This is a genomic window from Brevundimonas sp., from assembly GCF_031082345.1.
Taxonomy (GTDB): Bacteria; Pseudomonadota; Alphaproteobacteria; order Caulobacterales; family Caulobacteraceae; genus Brevundimonas.
Genome location: NZ_JAVHLH010000014.1, coordinates 1 through 20,862, shown reverse-complemented (window position 1 = coordinate 20,862; position 20,862 = coordinate 1). Strand labels below are relative to the sequence as shown.

At 66.9% G+C, this 20,862-nt stretch carries 12 protein-coding genes; 6 read left to right on the top strand and 6 right to left on the bottom strand.

Features of this window, described 5'->3' with window-relative positions:
- Positions 1-328, top strand: a 328-nt coding sequence (locus RDU12_RS01915) for a hypothetical protein (protein WP_308684023.1), incomplete at its 5' end; no start/stop codon positions are given.
- A gap of 125 nt (positions 329-453) precedes the next feature.
- Here RDU12_RS01915 and rpoC read toward each other — a convergent pair.
- Positions 454-4,650, bottom strand: a complete 4,197-nt coding sequence (gene rpoC, locus RDU12_RS01910; protein WP_300289197.1) for a DNA-directed RNA polymerase subunit beta' — start codon at positions 4,648-4,650, stop codon at positions 454-456.
- A 98-nt stretch (positions 4,651-4,748) separates the two neighbouring features.
- Positions 4,749-8,867, bottom strand: coding sequence for a DNA-directed RNA polymerase subunit beta (gene rpoB / locus RDU12_RS01905; RefSeq protein ID WP_300289198.1), 4,119 nt, complete (start codon positions 8,865-8,867; stop codon positions 4,749-4,751).
- A 366-nt stretch (positions 8,868-9,233) separates the two neighbouring features.
- Here rpoB and RDU12_RS01900 point away from each other — a divergent pair, with 366 nt between their 5' ends.
- The 3 genes from RDU12_RS01900 to RDU12_RS01890 all read left to right on the top strand — a co-directional run bounded on the left by RDU12_RS01900 (position 9,234) and on the right by RDU12_RS01890 (position 13,759).
- Entirely contained in the window at positions 9,234-9,740 is a 507-nt protein-coding gene (locus RDU12_RS01900) for an FKBP-type peptidyl-prolyl cis-trans isomerase (RefSeq protein ID WP_300289200.1), read from the top strand.
- A gap of 95 nt (positions 9,741-9,835) precedes the next feature.
- Positions 9,836-11,782 (top strand): peptidase M61, encoded by a 1,947-nt coding sequence (locus tag RDU12_RS01895; RefSeq protein WP_366145249.1) that lies wholly within the window; start codon positions 9,836-9,838, stop codon positions 11,780-11,782.
- A gap of 15 nt (positions 11,783-11,797) precedes the next feature.
- Positions 11,798-13,759 carry a M61 family metallopeptidase gene (locus RDU12_RS01890; protein WP_300289202.1) on the top strand — a complete coding sequence of 654 codons (1,962 nt, stop codon included), beginning with the start codon at positions 11,798-11,800 and terminating at the stop codon, positions 13,757-13,759.
- A gap of 36 nt (positions 13,760-13,795) precedes the next feature.
- Here the strand turns inward: RDU12_RS01890 and RDU12_RS01885 are convergent, their stop codons facing one another.
- The 4 genes from RDU12_RS01885 to RDU12_RS01870 all read right to left on the bottom strand — a co-directional run bounded on the left by RDU12_RS01885 (position 13,796) and on the right by RDU12_RS01870 (position 16,897).
- Positions 13,796-14,461 carry a type 1 glutamine amidotransferase domain-containing protein gene (locus RDU12_RS01885; RefSeq protein WP_300289203.1) on the bottom strand — a complete coding sequence of 222 codons (666 nt, stop codon included), beginning with the start codon at positions 14,459-14,461 and terminating at the stop codon, positions 13,796-13,798.
- Positions 14,462-14,611: 150 nt separating this feature from the next.
- The gene (gene rplL / locus RDU12_RS01880) at positions 14,612-15,001 is read right to left on the bottom strand and encodes a 50S ribosomal protein L7/L12 (protein WP_300289204.1); all 390 of its coding nucleotides are present in this window, start codon (positions 14,999-15,001) and stop codon (positions 14,612-14,614) included.
- Between the two features lie 66 nt (positions 15,002-15,067).
- Positions 15,068-15,583, bottom strand: a complete 516-nt coding sequence (gene rplJ / locus RDU12_RS01875) for a 50S ribosomal protein L10 (protein WP_300289205.1) — start codon at positions 15,581-15,583, stop codon at positions 15,068-15,070.
- 345 nt (positions 15,584-15,928) lie between these two features.
- A complete protein-coding gene (locus tag RDU12_RS01870; RefSeq protein WP_300289206.1) occupies positions 15,929-16,897 on the bottom strand; it encodes a DUF2971 domain-containing protein in 969 nt (322 codons plus the stop codon).
- Positions 16,898-17,085: 188 nt separating this feature from the next.
- Here RDU12_RS01870 and RDU12_RS01865 point away from each other — a divergent pair, with 188 nt between their 5' ends.
- Together RDU12_RS01865 and RDU12_RS01860 are read left to right on the top strand one after the other, a co-directional pair.
- Positions 17,086-18,558, top strand: coding sequence for a sigma-54 dependent transcriptional regulator (locus tag RDU12_RS01865; RefSeq protein ID WP_300289208.1), 1,473 nt, complete (start codon positions 17,086-17,088; stop codon positions 18,556-18,558).
- 176 nt (positions 18,559-18,734) lie between these two features.
- Positions 18,735-20,862: TonB-dependent receptor (locus RDU12_RS01860; protein WP_308684022.1), on the top strand; the 2,128-nt coding region annotated here is incomplete at its 3' end.

Sequence of the window (20,862 nt, the reverse complement as noted above, 5' to 3'; positions counted from 1 at the left end):
CAACCCCCGGCTGCTGAGCGCCGCCGAACGCGCCGTCTGCGATGATCGCCTCGGCGCCCGCGCCGCCGCCGCCGCGCCGATCCAGGGGACCGGCAATCCCGAACGCGACGCCCGCTTCGCCCGGGAAGGCGCCCGGGCCCTGGCCGGCTATGAGGCGCGACGCCGTCCCCTCAGCGGCGGGATCGGCGTGGTCGGCCCGCAGGAAGGGCCCGGATCGAACTTCGGCATGGGCGTGGCCGGGGCCCATCTCGACCCGTCGCTGCGGCCCGACTCCACCAGCAATGTCCGCACCCGACGCGACCGGAACCGGGAGATCGAGGAGGACTGATCCGCCCCTCCATCTTCCAGTCCGCGCTCAAGAAGCGAGCGCCCGCGGCGCGAACGGTAGTGCGCCAAAAGAAAAGGCGGCCCCGTCGCCGGAGCCGCCCCTTCAGTTCAGAGTGAACCCGGCGATCAGCCTTCGCTGTTCTCCAGCTCCAGGGCCAGGTCGGCCGGGAGCGGCTCGATGGCTTCCTCACGCTGCGATGTCAGCAGGGCGTCGCGTTCGTTGGCCACCTTCTGCAGGGCGCGGAGGTAGGCGCCGGTGCCCGCCGGGATCAGCCGGCCGACGATGACGTTCTCCTTCAGGCCTTCCAGCGTGTCCTTCTTGCCGTTGACCGAGGCGTCGGTGAGGACGCGGGTGGTCTCCTGGAAGGACGCCGCCGAGATGAAGCTGCGGGTCTGCAGCGACGCCTTGGTGATGCCCAGCAGGACCGGCTGGGTGGTGGCCGGACGTCCCTTGCGCTTCTCGACCTTCAGGTTCTCGGCCACGGCTTCCGCCACCTCGACCGTGTCGCCACGGATCAGGGTGGTCTCGCCCGAGTCGAGAATCTCGACCTTCTGCAGCATCTGGCGAACGATCACCTCGATGTGCTTGTCGTTGATCGGCACGCCTTGCAGTCGGTAGACCTCCTGCACTTCGTTCACCAGATATTCGGCCAGCGCCTCGACGCCCTGGATGCGCAACAGGTCGTGCGGATCCGGGTTGCCGTCGATGATGTAGTCGCCCTTCTGGATCAGATCGCCGTCGTGGACGGAGATGTGCTTGCCCTTCGGGATCAGGAACTCGACCGCATCGCCCTGCACGCCGTCGGCATTGGGCTCGGGCGTGATCTTGATGCGGCGCTTGTTCTTGTAGTCACGCCCGAATTCGACGCGGCCGTCCATCTCGGCGATGACCGCGCAGTCCTTGGGACGACGGGCTTCGAACAGCTCGGCCACCCGCGGCAGACCGCCGGTGATGTCGCGGGTCTTGGCGCCCTCGGTCGGCACGCGGGCGATGATCTCGCCCGGCTTGACCACATCGCCGTTGTTCACGGACAGAACCGCGCCCACCGGCAGCAGGTAGCGGGCGTCGGAGCCCGAGGCCAGCTTGGCGTATTCATCGCCCTTGGTGACGCCCATGGCCGGACGCAGGTCCGCGCCGCGCGGGCTGGCGCGCCAGTCGGAGACGACGCGCTGGGCGATGCCCGTGGCCTCGTCGGTCTCTTCCTTGACGGACAGGCCTTCGACCAGGTCCTCGAAGCGGATGGTGCCGCCCACTTCGGTGAGGATCGGCGAGGTGTAGGGATCCCACTCGGCCAGGCGCTGGCTGCGCTTGACCTCGGCCCCCTCGGTGACCCGCAGGCGGGCGCCGTAGGGCATTTTGTGGGTCTCACGGTCCTTGCCGTCGACCACCACGGTGATGGTGACGTTGCGGCTCATGGCCACCAGATCGCCGTGCGCGGCCTTGACGGTCGGGCCGTTGATCCGCGCCACGCCGGCGTTGGTCGCCTCGTAGAACGAGGTCTCCGCCACCTGCGCCGTGCCGCCGATGTGGAAGGTGCGCATGGTCAGCTGGGTGCCCGGCTCGCCGATCGACTGGGCGGCGATGACGCCGACCGCTTCGCCGATGTTGACGTTGGTGCCGCGGGCCAGGTCACGCCCGTAGCAGTAGGCGCAGATGCCGGCCTCGGCTTCGCAGGTCAGGGCCGAGCGGACCTTGACCGACTGGACGCCGGCGTTGTCGATGACCTCGACTTCTTCCTCTTGCAGATAGGTGTCGGCCTTGAACAGGACGGTTTCGCCGCCCGGCTCCTTGATGTCCTCGGCCGCGTAGCGACCCAGGACGCGCTGGCCGAGCGAGACCAGAACGTCGCCGCCTTCGACCACGGCGCGCAGGGTGATGCCCCGCGTCGAGCCGCAATCTTCCTCGGTGACGATCGAGTCCTGCGCCACGTCGACCAGACGGCGCGTCAGATAGCCGGAGTTGGCGGTCTTCAGCGCGGTGTCGGCCAGACCCTTACGGGCGCCGTGGGTGGAGTTGAAGTACTCGAGGACGGTCAGGCCTTCCTTGAAGTTCGAGATGATCGGCGTCTCGATGATCTCGCCCGACGGCTTGGCCATCAGGCCCCGCATGCCGCCCAGCTGCTTCATCTGGGCCTGCGAACCGCGGGCGCCGGAGTTGGCCATCATGAACACCGAGTTGATGTCCGGGTTCTGACCCTTGGCCAGCACGCGCGGCTGGGCGATCTCGCCCATCATCGCGTCAGCGATCTTGTCCGTGGCCTTGGCCCAGGCGTCGACGACCTTGTTGTACTTCTCGCCCTTGGTGATCAGGCCGTCGGCGTACTGTTGCTCGTACTCCTCGACCTGGGTGCGGGTGTCGGCGACCAGGGTGGCCTTGGCGGCCGGGATGACGATGTCGTCCTTGCCGAAGGAAATGCCCGCCTTGGCCGCCTCGCGGAAGCCCAACTGCATCATCTGGTCGGCGAAGATGACCGTCGCCTTCTGACCGCAGTGGCGATAGACCTGATCGATCAGGTTGCCGATCTCCTTCTTGGTCAGGTTCTTCTCGAGCAGGCGGTAGCCGATGTTCGGGTTGTGCGGCAGCAGGGCGCCCAGCTTCATCCGGCCCGGGGTGGTGTCGATCACCTTGGTGATGACCTCGCCGGCGGCGTTCATCTCGGTCCAGCGCGCCTTGATCTTGGTGTGGAGCGTGACCACCCCGGCGTCGAGCGCGGCGTCGATCTCGCCCATGTTGGCGAACAGCTTGCCCTCGCCCTTCTCGCCTTCCTTGACCAGCGACAGGTAGTACAGGCCGAGCACGATGTCCTGCGACGGCACGATGATCGGCTTGCCGTTGGCGGGCGACAGGATGTTGTTGGTCGACATCATCAGGACGCGCGCTTCCAGCTGCGCTTCAAGCGACAGCGGGACGTGGACGGCCATCTGGTCGCCGTCGAAGTCGGCGTTGAAGGCGGTGCAGACCAGCGGGTGCAGGCGGATGGCCTTGCCCTCGATCAGCTTGGGCTCGAACGCCTGGATGCCCAGACGGTGCAGGGTCGGGGCGCGGTTCAGCAGCACCGGGTGCTCGCGGATGACCTCGTCGAGGATATCCCACACCTGCGGCTGCTCGCGCTCGACCATGCGCTTGGACTGTTTGACGGTGCCCGACAGGCCCTTGGCGTCAAGGCGCGCATAGATGAACGGCTTGAACAGCTCGAGCGCCATCTTCTTGGGCAGGCCGCACTCGTGCAGCTTCAGCTCGGGACCCACGGTGATGACCGAACGGCCCGAATAGTCGACGCGCTTGCCCAGAAGGTTCTGGCGGAAGCGGCCCTGCTTGCCCTTCAGCATGTCGGCGAGCGACTTCAGCGGGCGTTTGTTGGCGCCGGTGATGACGCGGCCGCGACGGCCGTTGTCGAACAGAGCGTCGACGGATTCCTGCAGCATCCGCTTCTCGTTGCGGATGATGATGTCCGGCGCGCGCAGCTCGATCAGGCGCTTCAGGCGGTTGTTGCGGTTGATGACCCGGCGATACAGGTCGTTCAGGTCCGAGGTGGCGAAACGGCCGCCGTCCAGCGGCACCAGCGGGCGCAGTTCCGGCGGGATGACCGGCACGACGGTCAGGATCATCCACTCGGGCTTGTTGCCGCTCTCGAGGAAGGCCTCGATCAGCTTCAGGCGCTTGGAGGCCTTCTTGGCCTTCATTTCCGAGGGGCTGTCGGCCAGTTCGGCGCGGTGCTTCTCGGCTTCCGCGTGCAGGTCGATGCCGATCAGCAGGTTGCGCACGGCCTCGGCGCCGATCTCGGCGGTGAAGCCGTCATCGCCGAACTCGTCCTGGTAGCGGTAGAATTCGTCTTCCGTCAGCAGCTGGTTCTGCTTCAGCGGGGTCAGGCCCGGCTCGGTGACGATGTAGTTCTCGAAATACAGGACGCGCTCGACGTCCTTCAGCGCCATGTCCAGCATCAGCGAGATGCGCGACGGCAGCGACTTCAGGAACCAGATGTGGGCGACCGGAGCGGCCAGCTCGATGTGGCCCATCCGCTCGCGCCGGACGCGGGCCAGGGTGACCTCAACGCCGCACTTCTCGCAGATGATGCCCTTGTATTTCATGCGCTTGTACTTGCCGCACAGGCATTCGTAATCCTTGGTCGGGCCAAAGATGCGGGCGCAGAACAGGCCGTCACGCTCGGGCTTGAACGTCCGGTAGTTGATGGTTTCCGGCTTCTTGATCTCACCGAACGACCACGAGCGGATCTTCTCCGGCGAGGCCAGGGCGATCTTGATCTGGTCGAAGGTCGGAGTGACCGGGACCGGGTTGAAGATGTTCAGGACTTCCTGGTTCATCTTGATTCCTTCTGCGGGCTTGCCCGCCAAAATTCATTGAGGGAGAAAAGCGAGAGACCGTCCCTCCCCGCTTGCGCGAGGAGGGATCATCCGGTCGGTCAGCTGTTCTCCAGCTCCACGTTCAGGCCCAGCGAGCGCATTTCCTTGACGAGCACGTTGAAGCTCTCGGGAATGCCCGCCTCGAAGCTGTCGTCGCCGCGGACGATGGCCTCGTAGACCTTGGTCCGGCCGGCCACGTCGTCGGACTTCACCGTCAGCATCTCCTGCAGGGTGTAGGCGGCGCCGTAGGCTTCCAGCGCCCACACCTCCATCTCGCCGAAGCGCTGTCCGCCGAACTGCGCCTTGCCGCCCAGCGGCTGCTGGGTGACCAGCGAGTACGGGCCGATCGAGCGGGCGTGGATCTTGTCGTCCACCAGGTGGTGCAGCTTCAGCATGTAGATGTAGCCGACCGTGACCGGGCGGGTGAACTGCTCGCCGGTCTGGCCGTCATAGACGATCGACTGGCCGGTGCGGTCCAGGCCCGCCTTCTCCAGCAGGTCCTCGATGTCGTTGATGTGCGCGCCATCGAAGACCGGCGTGGCGAAGGGCACGCCCTTCGACAGGTTGCGGGCCAGCTCGACCAGTTCCTCTTCCGACTCCGGCAGGGGCGTGTCCTTGCCGTAGATGGACTGCAGGTGGTCGATCAGCGCCTTCTTCTGGCCGCCCTGTTGCCAGGCCTCCAGCAGGCCCTGGATCTGCTTGCCGAGACCAGCCGCGGCCCAGCCGAGGTGGGTTTCGAAGATCTGGCCGATGTTCATGCGCGAGGGCACGCCCAGCGGGTTCAGCACGATGTCCACCGCGGTGCCGTCCTCGAGGTGCGGCATGTCCTCGATCGGCAGGATCTTGGAGATGACGCCCTTGTTGCCGTGACGGCCGGCCATCTTGTCGCCGGGCTGAAGCTTGCGCTTCACGGCCACGAAGACCTTGACCATCTTCATCACGCCCGGGGGCAGTTCGTCGCCGCGTTGCAGCTTCTCGACCTTGTCCTCGAAGCGGCGGTCGAGCGCCTTGCGGGCGTCCTCGAACTGCTTCTTCATGGCCTCGAGCTCGCCCATCGCCTTCTCGTCGTCGAGGGCGATCTGCCACCACAGACCGCGCGACAGCTCGGCCAGCTTCTCTTCGGTGACGGCGCCGCGGCCCAGGCCCTTCGGACCCGAGGTGGCGTTCTTGCCGACCAGCAGCGGGTGGAGGCGGCCGTAGACGTTGCGCTCGAGAATCTTGAGCTCGTCGTCGCGGTCCTTGCCGAGGCGTTCGATCTCGGCCCGCTCGATGGCGACCGCGCGCTCGTCCTTGTCGACGCCGTGACGGTTGAAGACCCGCACGTCGACGATGGTGCCGGCGACGCCCGGGGGCAGGCGCAGGCTGGTGTCGCGGACGTCGGAAGCCTTTTCGCCGAAGATGGCGCGCAGCAGCTTCTCTTCCGGCGTCATCGGGCTTTCGCCCTTCGGCGTGACCTTGCCGCACAGGATGTCGCCCGGCTGGACCTCGGCGCCGATCGCCACGATGCCGGCCTCGTCGAGGTTGCGCAGGGCTTCCTCGCCGACGTTCGGGATGTCGCGGGTGATCTCTTCCGGTCCCAGCTTGGTGTCGCGGGCCATGACCTCAAACTCCTCGATGTGGATCGAGGTGAAGACGTCGTCGCGCACGATGCGCTCGGAGATCAGGATCGAGTCTTCGAAGTTGTAGCCGTTCCAGGGCATGAAGGCGACGAGGGTGTTGCGGCCCAGGGCCAGTTCGCCCAGGTCCGTCGACGGACCGTCGGCGATGATGTCGCCGGCTTTCACCTCATCGCCCACGCGCACGATCGGGCGCTGGTTGATGCAGGTCGACTGGTTCGAGCGCTGGAATTTCGACAGGCGGTAGATGTCGACGCCCGAGCGGCTGGCGTCCTGCTCGTTGGTGGCGCGCACGACGATGCGGGTGCCGTCGATCTGTTCGACGACGCCGTCACGCTTGGCCACCACGACGGCGCCGGAGTCCACGGCCACGACCGCTTCCATGCCGGTGCCGACCAGCGGCGCGTCCGACTGCACCAGCGGCACGGCCTGACGCTGCATGTTGGCGCCCATCAGCGCGCGGTTGGCGTCGTCGTTTTCCAGGAACGGGATCAGGGCGGCGGCGACCGAAACGACCTGTTTCGGCGACACGTCCATCATGTCGACGTCGGCGCGGATCAGCAGTTGCGAGTCGCCGTTGATCCGGCCGGGGACCAGGTCCTCGACGATCATGCCGTCCTTCAGCTCGATGTTGGCCTGGGCGATGGTGTATTTCGCCTCCTCCATGGCCGAGATGTAGACCACCTCGTCCGTGGCCTTGCCGTCCTTCACGCGCCGGTACGGGCTCTCGATGAAGCCGTACTTGTTGACCCGCGCGTGTGTGGCCAGCGAGTTGATCAGGCCGATGTTCGGGCCTTCCGGCGTTTCGATCGGGCAGATGCGGCCGTAGTGGGTCGGGTGAACGTCGCGGACTTCGAAGCCGGCGCGCTCGCGCGTCAGACCGCCCGGTCCAAGCGCCGACAGGCGGCGCTTGTGGGTGATCTCGCTGAGCGGGTTGGTCTGGTCCATGAACTGCGACAGCTGCGACGAACCGAAGAACTCGCGCACGGCCGCGGCGGCCGGCTTGGCGTTGATCAGGTCGTGCGGCATCACCGTGTCGATATCGACCGAGGACATGCGCTCCTTGATGGCGCGCTCCATCCGCAGCAGGCCGACGCGGTACTGGTTCTCCAGCAGCTCGCCGACCGAACGGACGCGGCGGTTGCCGAGGTTGTCGATATCGTCGATCTCGCCCTGGCCGTCCTTCAGGCCGACGAGGATCTGCAGCACGCGCAGGACGTCGTCCTTGCGCAGCACGCGGATCTCGTCGGAGACCTCGGGGCTCTCCAGACGCATGTTCATCTTGACCCGGCCGACGGCCGACAGGTCGTAACGCTCGCTGTCGAAGAACAGCGAGTTGAACATGGCCTCGGCGGCTTCCGGGGTCGGCGGCTCGCCCGGACGCATGACGCGGTAGACGTCGAACAGCGCGTCCTCGCGGCCGGTGTTCTTGTCGATGCGCAGGGTGTTGCGCATGTAGGCGCCGACCGTGACATGGTCGATGTCCAGCACGTCGATTGTGGTGAAGCCGTGGCTTTCCAGCAGTTCGATGATCGGCTGGTCCAGCTCGTCGCCGGCCTCGGCGTAGATTTCGCCGGTCTCGTAGTTGACGGCGTCAGCGGCCAGATACTTGCCCAGCAGGGCGTCGGCGGCCAGCGACAGCGAGGTCGTGGTGTCGCCCAGCTTCTTGGCCTGACGAGCGCTGATCTTGGTTCCGGCGGCGGCGATCACCTCGCCGGTGTCGGCGTCGACCAGGTCGAACTCCGGCTTCACACCGCGCCAGCGCTCGGCCTTGTAGGGCGTGACCCAGCCTTCGCCGCGCTTCTCGTAGGGCACGGTCTCGTAGAAGGTCTTGAGGATTTCCTCGCCGTCCATGCCCAGACCCATCAGGAAGGTCGAGGCCGGCAGCTTGCGGCGACGGTCGATGCGGACGTAGACGATGTCCTTGGCGTCGAACTCGAAGTCGAGCCACGAGCCGCGGTACGGGATCACGCGGGCGGCGAACAGCAGCTTGCCCGAGCTGTGCGTCTTGCCCTTGTCGTGGTCGAAGAAGACGCCCGGCGAACGGTGCATCTGGGACACGATCACCCGCTCGGTCCCGTTGACGATGAAGGTGCCCTTGTCCGTCATGAGCGGGATGTCGCCCATGTAGACGTCCTGCTCCTTGATGTCCTTGACCGAGCGCGCGCCCGTTTCCTCGTCGGATTCAAAGACGATCAGGCGCAGCTTGACCTTCAGCGGCGCGGCATAGGTCATGTCGCGCTGGATGCATTCCTCGACGTCGTACTTCGGGTCCTCGAACTCGTAGGAGACGTATTCCAGGATGGCGCGTTCGTTGAAGTCCTTGATCGGGAAGACCGACTTGAACACCGCCTCGATGCCCTGGTCCTTGCGCGGGCCCGAGCGGACCTCGCGTTGCAGGAACTGCTCATAGGAGGCGCGCTGAACCTCGATCAGGTTCGGCATCTGGACCGCTTCGGGGATGCGCCCGAAGGAGTGACGGATGCGCTTCTTGCCGGTGAACGAGGTGGCGGTGGCGAACTGACCGTTGGTGACGGTGAGTTCGGCTTTCGACTTGGCCATTCTGTCTTCCCAATGCGGCAGGCCGGGCAGCCCGCGCTCAATGCAGCAGCCACGGCTCCGCCATTCCGGCGACCCGTGACCATCGGTTTCGGCGTCCACCCTCGGGCCTCGCGGTCCCAGGACGCCTGAAATGTAGGGCTCCCTTGGGGAGGAGCGCGCCTTCGCACCGGTCGGAGGGCGACAAACCGGGCCTCGGCGCTTTCGCGCGTATCTCTCACGGAGTTAGCGGAACCGGGTGATATACTCGCTTTGGCGGCGAAATAAAGACCGTCGGCGTCCTTTTTCGGAGGTCGGCGGCGCGGGACGCTTTTTGCGCCGCTTCGTCCGGCCATTGCTTTGCATCGGCAGTGAAAATAGCGTCGCCGCATGACTCGCATCGCGCTCGCGGCCGCCGCCGCCCTGACCCTCGCCGCCTGTGCCTCCGCCGGGCCGAATCCCTACGACTTCTCGGGCGCCTCGACCCAGGCCAACTGGGACGCTGGCAACGCCGCCTATCTGGGCTGGAACGCCGCGCGGAGCGGGTGGACGACCACCGCCTCGGGCCTGCAGTATCGCCGCGTCGGCGCCGCCAGCCCGGCCGGCCGCCAGCCGGCCTCGACCGATACGGTCAAGGTCCACTACCGCGGGACCTTCGTCGACGGGCGCGAGTTCGACAGCAGCTATGCCCGCAACGAGCCGGCGGAGTTCCCGCTCAACCGCGTGATCAAGGGCTGGACCGAGGGCGTCGGCCTGATGCGCGAGGGCGAAACGTTCGAATTCGTCATCCCGGCCGCGCTGGGCTACGGCGAACGCTGGGTCGGCGGCGACGAACTGCCGCCCAATTCGACCCTGCTGTTCACGGTCGAGCTGCTGGAAGTGAAGCCCGCCGCCTGACCGCGGAACCCCGAAGATGACAGGGATTTAATCCGGCGAGCCGGCGCGGCGCTCTAGCGTGCCGTCGAACCTCATTGACCGAGAGCCTTCCGATGATGCGTCCCGCCCGACTGATCGCCTCCGCCTGCGCCGCCGCGTTGCTGTTGGGTTCGGCCCCTGCCCTTGCCCAGGTCGGGACGCCGGCGCTGGACAGGGCCCTGGTCCCGATCCCCGCCCCGCGTGACGCGCCCTATCCCGGCGTGATCTCGCTGGAGATGGACGCCACCGACCTCGACCGCCGCATCGTCTCGGTCAGGCAGACCATTCCGGTCGGCGCCCCCGGGCCGCTGATCCTGCTGTATCCCGAATGGATTCCGGGCAACCACGGCCCGGTCGGCCCGGTCGACGACATCGCCGACCTGAGGATCACCGCCAACGGCCAGCCGCTGCGCTGGGTGCGCCACACGGTCCACACCAACGGCTTCCAGGTCGAGGTCCCGGCCGGCGCGACCTCCATCGAGGCCTCGTTCAAATGGCTGACCCCGATCGACGGCTCCCAGGGACGGGTGGTCATCACCCACGACATGCTCAACATCCAGTGGGAGAAGGCCCTGCTCTATCCGGCGGGCTATTATTCCAGCCAGATCACCTTCCGCCCCACCCTGCGCCTGCCCGCGGGCTGGCAATACGGCACCGCGCTGGAGACGGAGAATTTCCAGAACGGCCTCGCGACCTTCGCGCCGATCAGTCTCGAGCATTTCGCCGACAGCCCGGTGTTCGCCGGCCGCCACTATCGTCAGATCGATCTCGATCCGGGCGGTCGTTCGCCGGTGCGCCTGAACGTGGTCGCCGACGAGGCGTCGATGCTGGCCGCCACCGACCCCCACATCGAGCTGCATCGCGATCTGGTCGACCAGGCCGACCGGCTGTTCGGCGCGCGCCACTTCAACCACTACGACTTCCTGCTCGCCGTCAGTGACAAGCTGGGCGGCATCGGGCTGGAGCATCACCGCTCGTCCGAGAACAGCGTCGACACCGACTATTTCACCGCGCCGACGACGACCCTGGCCGACCGCGACCTGCTGGGCCACGAATACGTCCACTCGTGGAACGGCAAATGGCGCCGGCCCGCCGACCAGCTGACCCCGACCCTGAACGAGCCGCTGCAGAACTCCCTGCTGTGGGTCTATGAGGGCCAGACCCAGTACTGGGGCCAGGTGCTGACGGCGCGGGCGGGTCTGTCCAGCAAGCAGCAGGCGCTGGACTGGTTCGCCATGACCGCCGCCAACTACGGGACCATGCCGGGCCGCGAGTGGCGCGCCATGCAGGACACCACCAACGATCCGATCATCGCCCGGCGCCGCCCCCAGCCGTGGAGCACCTATCAGCGCAGCGAGGACTACTATTCCGAAGGCGCGCTGATCTGGCTGGACGCCGACACCTGGATTCGCGAGCGCACCGGCGGACGCAAGTCGCTGGACGACTTCGCCAGGGCCTTCTTCGGGGTCGACGACGGCGACTGGGATCCGCGGCCCTACACCTTCCAGGACATCACCTCGACGCTGGACGGGGTGGCGGAGAACGACTGGGCCGAATTCCTGCGCACCCGGCTGGACGCTGTCGGTCCGGACGCCGCCCCGCCGCTGGGCGGCATCGAGCGCGGCGGCTACCGGCTGGTCTGGCGCGAAGCCATGAACGCCTATCACAAGGCGCTCTACGGCGAGCTGGGCCGCAACGATTTCCAGTATTCGCTGGGGATCATGACCAACGCCGCCAACCGCATCACCACGGTGCGTTGGGGTTCGCCGGCGTTTGAGGCCGGCCTCACCTCGGGCTGGGAGGTGGTGGCGGTCAATGGCCGCGCCGCCAGCCCGACCGTCATCTCCGAAGCCGTAACCGCCTCGAAGGGCAATACGACGCCGATCGAGATGATGTTGAAGAACGGCGAGCGCTTCCGCACCGTCCGCTTCGACTACCACGACGGCCTGCGCTATCCGCACCTCGAGCGGATCGAAGGGACGCCCGACCGTCTGGGCGACATCTTCGCCCCGCGCCGCCGCTGATCGCGAGGAACGACCATGCTGAAATCCGCCGCCCTCGCCCTGCTCCTCGCCTCGGTATCGGCGTCCGCCCTGGCCCAGGTCCCCGTGTCGCAGGCCCAGACGCCCCTGCCCGCGCCGACCAGCCTGCCGTATTCGCCGCCGCCGATCCCGGCGCCGCAGGACCGCGACTATCCCGGGACCATCGGCATCCGCGTCGACCTGACCGATCTGGCCCACAAGGTGATCCGGGTGCGCCAGACCGTGCCCGTCGGCCCCGGCCCGCTGGTGCTGCAGTATCCGAAATTCATCCCTGGCAACCACGCCGACACCGGGCCGATCCAGCTGGTCTCCGGCGTGACCGTGACCGCGAACGGCCGGCGCATCGAGTGGGTCCGCGACACCGTCGATCCGCACGCCTTCCACCTCGACATCCCGGCCGGCGTCGACAGCATCGAGGTCGATTTCGAATGGCTGACGCAGCAGGACAATTCGACCTGGCGCCTGGTCATGACCGACGAGATCGTCAATCTGCAGTGGGAGAAGGCCCTGCTCTATCCGGCCGGCTACAACCACAGTCGGATCACCTTCGCGCCCTCGGTGGTGCTGCCGGACGGCTGGAACTACGGCGTGGCGCTGGACACGGTGTCGCGCGAGGGGAATGTGGCGACCTTCGCGCCGATCTCGCTGGAGCATCTGGCCGACAGCCCGATGTTCGCCGGCAAGCACTACCGCCGCATCGACATCGATCCCGGCGGCCGGTCGCCGGTCCATCTGAACCTGGTCGGCGACACCGCCGCCTCGATCAACGCGGGCCCCGAGTGGGTCGCCAAATACGAGGCGCTGGTCGACCAGGCCGACCGCCTGTTCGGCGCCCGCCATTTCGACCGCTATGAATTCCTGCTCGGCCTGACCTCGAAGCTGGGCGGCATCGGCCTGGAGCACCATCGGTCGTCGGAGAACACCGCCGCCCCCAACTTCTTCAGCACGGCCACCCCCGCCTACGGCTCGCGCGGCCTGCTGCCGCACGAATATGTGCACAGCTGGAACGGCAAATTCCGTCGCCCGTCGGATGAACACGTCCCCAATTTCAATGTCCCGACCCAGAACACCCTGATGTGGGTCTATGAGGGGCAGACCCAGTACTGGGGCGACATCCTGACGCCCCGTTCGGGCCTCGGGACGGTCGAGGAGGCCCTGATCGACTTGGCCGAGGTGGCGGGCTTCTATGACCAGCAGCCCGGGCGGCAGTGGCGGGCGCTGCAGGACACCACCAACCACAATCTGCTGGGCTACCGGCTCTCCAATCCGTGGCCGTCCTGGATGCGCGGCACCGGCGACTATTACCGCGAGGCCCTGCTGGTGTGGCTGGACGCCGACACCCTGATCCGCGAGGGCACGCGCGAGCGGAAGTCGCTCGACGATTTCGCCAGGGCCTTCTACGGCGTCGAGGACGGCGTCTGGGAGGCGCGGCCCTACACCTTCGAGGACGTGGTCGAACACCTGAACGCGGTCCACCCCCATGACTGGGCGACCTTCCTGCGCACCCGGCTGGATGCCGTCGGGCCCGAGGCCGAGGCGCCGCTGGACGGGATCGAACGCGCCGGGTGGCGGCTGACCTATGTGGACGACCTGACCCCGCTGGAGAAGCGGATGATGGGCGGCTGGGGCGGCGACTTCCAGTATTCGCTGGGCTTCACCCTCGGCTCCGGCAATCGCATCACCGGCGTGCGCTGGGGCGGACCGGCCTTCGAGCAGGGGCTGGGCGCGGGCTGGGAGCTGGTCGCCGTCGGCGATCGAGTCGCCTCGGCCGAGGTCCTGCGCGAGGCTGTCACGGCGGCCAAAGGAGGCTCGGATCCCATCGTCCTCGTGGTCAAGCGGGGCGACGAGTTCCGCATCCTGTCCTTCGACTACCACGACGGCCTGCGCTACCCGCGCCTGGTCCGCATCGAGGGAACCCGAGACCGCCTCGCCGACATCTTCGCGCCGCGCCGGCGCTGACGGACGGAAGGGGGCGCGCGCCCCCTTCCCGCCCGCCTATTCCAGCAGGGCCAGCAGGGCCTCCGCCGCGCCTTCGGACGAGGCCGGATTCTGGCCGGTGACCAGTTTGCCGTCCGTCAGGACATGCACGCCCCAGTCCGCCCCCTTCGAATACAGCCCGCCATTGGCCGCCAGCATATCCTCGACGAGGAAGGGCACGACGTCGGTCAGGCCGACCCCGGCCTCCTCGCCCTTGGTGAAGCCCGTGACCTTGCGGCCCTTCACGAGGAACTCGCCATCGGGGCCCTTCACATGGCGCAGGGCCGCGGGGGCGTGGCACACCGCGCCGACCGGTTTGTCAGCCTTTGCGAAGGCCTCGATCAGGGCGATCGAGACGGGGTCTTCGGCCAAATCCCACAGCGGGCCGTGCCCGCCCGGATAGAAGACGGCGTCGAAATCGGCCGCCGACACTTCTGACAGCGGATGGGTCGACGCCAACGTCGCCTGGGCGGCGGCGTCGTCCTTGAAGCGCAGCGTGGCGTCGGTCTGGGCGTCAGGCTCGTCGCTCTTCGGGTCCAGCGGCGGCTGCCCCCCCTTGGGCGAGGCCAGGGTGATTTCGGCCCCCGCATCCTTCAGCACATAGTAGGGGGCGGCGAACTCCTCCAGCCAGAAGCCGGTCTTCTTGCCGGTGTCGCCGAGCGCGTCGTGAGACGTCAGAACCATCAGGATCTTCATGGGGAGGCCTTTCGGAAGCGGGGAACGCGGCGCGGATGCGGCAAGCCCCGGCTGTCGTCGAAACGAAAACAGGCCCGAAGGTTTCCCTTCGGGCCTGCGATTTCCCGGGCGCCGGAGCGCCCGATGCCTTGGTCGTTCTTACTTGATCTGCACCTTGGCGCCGGCTTCCGTCAGCTTCTTGGCGACTTCGTCGGCGTTCTGCTTGGAGACGTTCTCGACGACGTTCTGCGGAGCGCCTTCGACCAGGTCCTTGGCTTCCTTCAGGCCGAGGTCCGAACGGACGCCGCGGACTTCCTTGATGACGTTGATCTTCTTGTCGCCGCCGTCCAGCAGGACGACGGTGAACTCGGTCTGCTCTTCAGCGGCTTCGGCCGGAGCGCCACCGGCGCCACCGCCGGCCGGCATGGCCATGGCGACCGGAGCAGCGGCGCTGACGCCCCACTTCTCTTCCAGCAGCTTGGACAGCTCGGCGGCTTCCAGAACGGTCAGTTTCGACAGGTCTTCAACGATTTTGGCGAGATCGGCCATGGGTAGGTTCCTTCGGAGGATTGGGTTTCAGTAGAGAGTTTGCAGAGATGAAAGAGGCGGGTCCGCTTACGCGGCGTCCTTCGAGGCGTACGCGCTGAACACGCGGGCCAGCTGGGACGCCGGGGCTTGCACGACGCCGGCGATCTTGGTCGCGGGAGCGTTGAGCAGGCCGAGCAGCGAGGCGCGGATCTGATCCAGCGACGGCAGTTTGGAGAGAGTCTCCACGCCCTTCGCGTCCAGAACCTTTTCACCCATGAAGCCGCCCAGGACGATGAACTTGTCATTGGCCTTGGCGTATTCGGCGGTGATCTTGGCGGCCGTCACCGCGTCGTCGGCGTAGGCGATGCCCACGGGACCCTTGAACAGGCCGTGGTAGTCGCTGCCTTCGTCGGCTTCGAGCGCCTTGAGCGCCAGGCGGTTCTTGACCACCTTGAACGTGCCGCCTTCTTTACGAAGACGACCACGCAGGTCTTCCATGTCCGCAACGGTCAGACCCAGGTTGTGGGTCACGACCACGGCGCCCGCGTCGGCGAAGACGCCCTTGAGCGTCTCGATCGACTCGGCTTTTTGTGCGCGGTCCATTGCGGTCTCCAGTCTGGTATTCGCCGCCGGGCTTATTCCCGACGACGGATTGGCCAAAGCGCGCCGCGTCGCCGCGATCCGTTCAGGCCGGTCGTAATGTCCGAAGGAAGCTCGAACCCCGTGCCCCCGGAAACCGGGTGACGGCGGTCGTCTGCATCCCCATCTCCCCACGGCGTCAGAGGGCTCTCTGACATTTACGGCCTGGGTGACCCCCACGCCCCGAAGTTCTCGGACAGGACCGCCGCGGCGAAAAGCTGCGACGGAGAAGGCGCGCTCTATACACGGAACCGGCGGGAACTCAAGCGGTCGTTCACGGCAGAGCGAGTTCGGTCCCGCCCGACTAAGCTAGCTGTTTGAACGCAGCGGGACCCCGGAAATAATCACCTTGTTGCCAGCGTCTGGCACGCCGAGCTTCTCGAGGAGATCAACGAAGGCGCTTGCAGTTGCGAGGGGAAAGTCCGTGGGCCCCACGATCACCCGGTCCAAAATGTCGCTGATCGCTCGCCCCGATTTCGAGCCATCCGGATTGTCGTCCAATGGCAACTTGATGACAGGCTGCGCCACACCGCGGATGCATTCGATTTCCCTACGAAGGATCGTGCTCGGCTCTCGTTCAGAGTGAAATATGCGCCACTCTCGCTCCTCAACGAACGCAGGGTGTTTGACGCAAAGCATCGCCATCGTGATGGTTTGATAGAGCCACCAAAGGCAGTTGTCTCTTCCTAGCGATCTGAGGAAATCCTGATTGGCGTTCATCCGATCAACAAACTCTCTGATTTGCTGTTTGAACGCCGATGCATCTAGGTATTCTACCGGACTCGAGTAGACGCTAAGCCCATCCGCATCCGCAAATAGCGGATCGCCTTTCAAGATGAGAGCGATACCAGACGGCCCGCCATAAGCGCGCCACATCGAAAGGCGGCCGTAACGATCCTCTTCGGGTGTGACGGCGTGTTCGGAGAGGCAGGCGATGAACGTCTGCGCCAAGAGCTCGGTGGCGGATTCGGCGTCCAACTTCTTCGTGAGTTCATCCGAGATACCGGGATAGACCCGGTCGAATACCTCGGCCAGCCGAGTTCCTTCGTCGCCCCCCCAGACATCGATTATCGCATCGCGACCGTGCTGCACTTCTGACGCGTCATTCATGCAGGTCGGCATTCGCAGCCAGATTTCCCGGTTCTTGAGAACCTGAACGGCCGTTTCCGCAGTCGTGTAATACGCGAACCGGGTTCCCGCCTTCAGCGCGGCCATCTGGCGCTGGTAAGCGACTGCGTGGAAGAGGGCATACGCAGGGTCAAAGGGCGCTTCGGTCATGCGACCGATGCTACACGCCTCCGCTTAATTGTGGAGACTTGTGGCAGGCCCGCGCGGCCCCGTTAACCCTGCGCTCACCACCCCGCACAACCCGATCTTCACCTTGTGCGGGGTAGAAACGTCCCGGAATGAGCCAGTCCCGCGACAACGAGGACCGGCCCCGACGTGATGATGAAGGGCGAGACCTGATGAGCCGGACCGTACTCGTGGTCGACGACGACCCCACCCAGCGCCGCCTTGCGCAGGCGGTGCTGGAGCGCGAGGGCTATGCCGTGGTCCACGCTGAGTCCGGCGGCGAGGCCATCGACCGCCTGACGAAGGGCGGCGGCGCCGACGTGGTGCTGCTCGACATGATTATGCCGGGCATGAGCGGCATGGAGGCCCTGGCCGAGATGCGCACCGCCGGCGTGAGCACGCCGGTGATCGTGCTGACCGCCTCGGGCGGGGTCGACGCCGTGGTCAAGGCCATGCAGGCCGGGGCCCAGGACTTCTTCGTCAAGCCGGTCTCGGCCGAGCGGCTGCTGGTCGGGGTCCGCAACGCCCTGCAGCTGACCCAGCTGACGGCCGAGGTCGGGCGGCTGAAGAAGCACGTCGCCGGCCGCACCTCGTTCGACGATCTGGTCGGACAGAGCGCGCCGATGCGGATGGTCCGCTCGCTGGGCCTGCGCGCCGCCAAATCCTCCATCCCGGTATTGATCACCGGCGAGAGCGGCGTCGGCAAGGAAGTCATCGCCCGCGCCCTGCACGGCGCCTCGGACCGCGGCGGCAAGCCGTTCGTGGCCGTCAACTGCGGGGCCCTGCCCGCCAATCTGGTCGAGTCGATCCTGTTCGGCCACGAGAAGGGCAGCTTCACCGGCGCCAGCGACAAGCATCTGGGCAAGTTCGCGGAAGCCAACGGCGGCACCCTGTTCCTCGACGAGATCGGCGAACTGCCGCTGGACATGCAGGTCAAGCTGCTGCGCGCCCTGCAGGAGGGCGAGATCGACCCGGTCGGCTCCAAGCGGTCGGTCAAGGTCGACGTCCGCATCGTCTCGGCCACCAACCGCGACCTGGCGGAGCAGGTGCGCGAGGGCCGGTTCCGCGAGGACCTGTTCTATCGCCTCAACGTCTTCCCGATCGAGGCCCCGGCCCTGCGCGACCGGCGCGAGGACATCCCGGCCCTGGTCGAGCATTTCGTCGCCCGCTTCAACGTCGAGGAGGGCAAGCGCGTCGCCGGCTGCGCGGCCGAGACCCTGGCCCTGCTGTCGGCTTTCGACTGGCCCGGCAACGTCCGCCAGCTGGAGAACGCCGTCTATCGCGCCATCGTGCTGTCGGACTCGCCCTTCCTGCAGCCGCACGACTTCCCGGCCATCTCCGGCGTCGCCGCCCCGTTCCTGCCCATGGAAGACAGCCCGGACGGCCGCGGCGCGGCCGAGGGGACGTCAGGCGCAGACGGGGCCCTCGATCTGCCGCCCCTGCCGGACACCCCGATCCGCATCCTCGACGAACGCGGCCACCTGCGCACGCTTGAGGAGATCGAACGCGACCTGATCCAGCACGCCATCGAGGTCTATGCCGGTCACATGTCCGAGATCGCCCGCCGCCTCGGCATCGGCCGCTCGACGCTCTACCGCAAGGTCCGCGAGCAGGGTCTCGAGGGCGTGCTCAAGGAAACGGGCTGAGGTCTCCGGGTCACGCCTCCGGAAAGCCGCCAACCTGAACGAAAGTTCATTGAAGCCCGCCGGCGAAGGCGTGCGACACGAACAGGGCCGCAACTTCCGGTTTCGTCGGTGACACACGACGGAAATGCCGGTGCGGCACGTTCAACGCCGATGTCCCTCCCGTTCCGGAACGCCGCATGCTGCTCGTGACCACCGCCCTCTCCGGCCTGATGGCCGGTGCGATCCAGACCGCGCCGACGCCGGCCGTTCCGCCTCAGCCGCAACAGCCGCCGCAGCAGCAGCCCCAGGAGCCGACGCCCCAGGCGGAGACTCCTGAGCCGGAGGCGACGCCCGCCCCGACCACGGAAGCGGACACCGAAGGCGCGGTCGACCTGGGCACGGTCAACGTCTCCAGCGCGCGGGCGCGCGGCAGCGTCGACAGCGACATACCGCCCGATCTGACCCTCAACGCCGATGAAATCCAGGCCTACGGCGCCTCCAGCATCTCCGAGCTGCTGACCTATCTCGAGCCGGTCACGCGCAGCTCGCGCGGTTCGGGCGGCCCGCCGGTGATGCTGGTCAACGGCCGGCGCATCTCGGGCTTCCGGGAAATCCAGGGCATTCCGCCCGAAGCCATCGAACGGGTCGACATCCTGCCCGAGGAGGTCGCGCTGGAATACGGCTACCGCGCCGACCAGCGCGTGGTGAATTTCGTGCTCAAGGACAATTTCCGCTCGGTGACGACCGAGGTCGAAGGCCGCGTTCCGACCGCCGGGGGCCGCACCGTCACCGAGTTCGACGCCAATCTCCTGGGCATTTCCGGCGCCCAGCGCTGGTCGATGGAGCTGGAGTACGAGCGCGCTACGCCGTTGTTCGAGAGCGAGCGCGACCTGATCCGCGACCCGGGCTCCGCGCCCTTCGACCTGATCGGCAACGTCTCCGGCCTTCCCTTCGGCGACGAGATCGATCCGGCGCTGTCAGGACAGGTCGGCGAGATCGCGACCGTGGCGCCGGTCCCGACGGGCGGCTTCACCCTGAACGACTTCGCGGCGGCCTATGGCGATCCCCGGATCGGCGATCTGGGAGCCTACCGCACCCTGATGTCGGCCACCGAGAGCGCCTCCGTCGGGGGCACGATCAAGAACGACCTCAACGGCACCACCCAGGCGACCCTCAGCGCCAGTCTCAAGGACGAGAGCAGCCGCAGTTTCAACGGCCTGCCCGGCGTGACCCTGACCCTGCCCGACGGCAATCCCTTCTCGCCCTTCGCCGACGACGTGCTGGTCTACCGCTATCTGGATGACGCCGCCGCCCTCGCCCGCCGCACGGACTCGCTGAATGGAGAGGTCGGGGTGCTGCTCGACGGCTTCCTCGGCGAGGACTGGCGCTGGACCCTGAACGGCACCTACACCCGCGCGGAGACCGACACGGTCACCGGTCGCGGCTACGGCGACGACGCGTTACAGGCCCGCCTCGACGCCGGCGACGCCGCCGCCAATCCGTTCGCCCCGCTCGCCCCCTCGGACTTTGTTCGCGTCGCCAACGACACCGCCCGCTCGGTGTCGCAGCGGCTCGATACCGAGTTCGTGCTGACCGGCGACCTCTGGGAGCTCCCCGCCGGCGATGTTTCGTCGACGTTCAAGGTCGGGGCCGACACCCTGTCCCTGGAGTCCGCAAGCACCCGCGGCGGCGTGACCACCGATCGCAAGCAGTCGCGCGATCGCATCAGCGGCCTGAGCAGCTTCAGCTTCCCCATCGCCAGCCGCCGCACGGAGGTCCTGCCCGCGCTCGGCGACCTGTCCGTCAGCGTCAACGCCGGTTTCGAGGACCTGTCGGACTTCGGCGGCCTGTCGATCCTCGGCGCCACGATCAACTGGTCCCCGATCGAGAAGCTGTCCCTCCTCGCCAGCTACACCGACGAGGAGGGCGCCCCGAGCATCAGCCAGCTTAACAATCCGCTGATCGCGACCCCCAATGTGCCGGTGTTCGACTTCCTCACCGGCGAGACCGTGTTCATCACCCAATTCAGCGGCGGCAACCCGGTCCTCGACGCGGAGAACCGGCGCATCTGGAAGGCGGGCGTCACCCTGCAGCCGTTCGAGGAAGAAGACCTCAGGCTGAGCTCGACCTGGACTCGCACCACCGTCGACGACTCGATCAACAGCTTCCCGACCATCACCTCCGAGCTGGAGTCCGCCCTGCCCGACCGCTTCACCCGCGATCCCGACGGCAACCTGGTCTCGATCGACGCCCGCCCGCTGAATTTCGCCCGGGCCGAGCGCGAGGACATCCGCACCGGCTTCAACTTCTCCAAGGCGTTCGGAA

Excerpts from the sequence above, each read along its gene's own strand:
- rplJ (WP_300289205.1), bottom strand. The coding sequence starts at position 15,583 with ATGGACCGCGCACAAAAAGCCGAGTCGATCGAGACGCTCAAGGGCGTC.
- RDU12_RS01870 (WP_300289206.1), bottom strand. The coding sequence starts at position 16,897 with ATGACCGAAGCGCCCTTTGACCCTGCGTATGCCCTCTTCCACGCAGTC.
- RDU12_RS01890 (WP_300289202.1), top strand. The coding sequence starts at position 11,798 with ATGCTGAAATCCGCCGCCCTCGCCCTGCTCCTCGCCTCGGTATCGGCG.
- rplL (WP_300289204.1), bottom strand. The coding sequence starts at position 15,001 with ATGGCCGATCTCGCCAAAATCGTTGAAGACCTGTCGAAACTGACCGTT.
- RDU12_RS01865 (WP_300289208.1), top strand. The coding sequence starts at position 17,086 with ATGAGCCGGACCGTACTCGTGGTCGACGACGACCCCACCCAGCGCCGC.
- RDU12_RS01885 (WP_300289203.1), bottom strand. The coding sequence starts at position 14,461 with ATGGTTCTGACGTCTCACGACGCGCTCGGCGACACCGGCAAGAAGACC.
- rpoC (WP_300289197.1), bottom strand. The coding sequence starts at position 4,650 with ATGAACCAGGAAGTCCTGAACATCTTCAACCCGGTCCCGGTCACTCCG.
- RDU12_RS01900 (WP_300289200.1), top strand. The coding sequence starts at position 9,234 with ATGACTCGCATCGCGCTCGCGGCCGCCGCCGCCCTGACCCTCGCCGCC.
- rpoB (WP_300289198.1), bottom strand. The coding sequence starts at position 8,867 with ATGGCCAAGTCGAAAGCCGAACTCACCGTCACCAACGGTCAGTTCGCC.
- RDU12_RS01895 (WP_366145249.1), top strand. The coding sequence starts at position 9,836 with ATGCGTCCCGCCCGACTGATCGCCTCCGCCTGCGCCGCCGCGTTGCTG.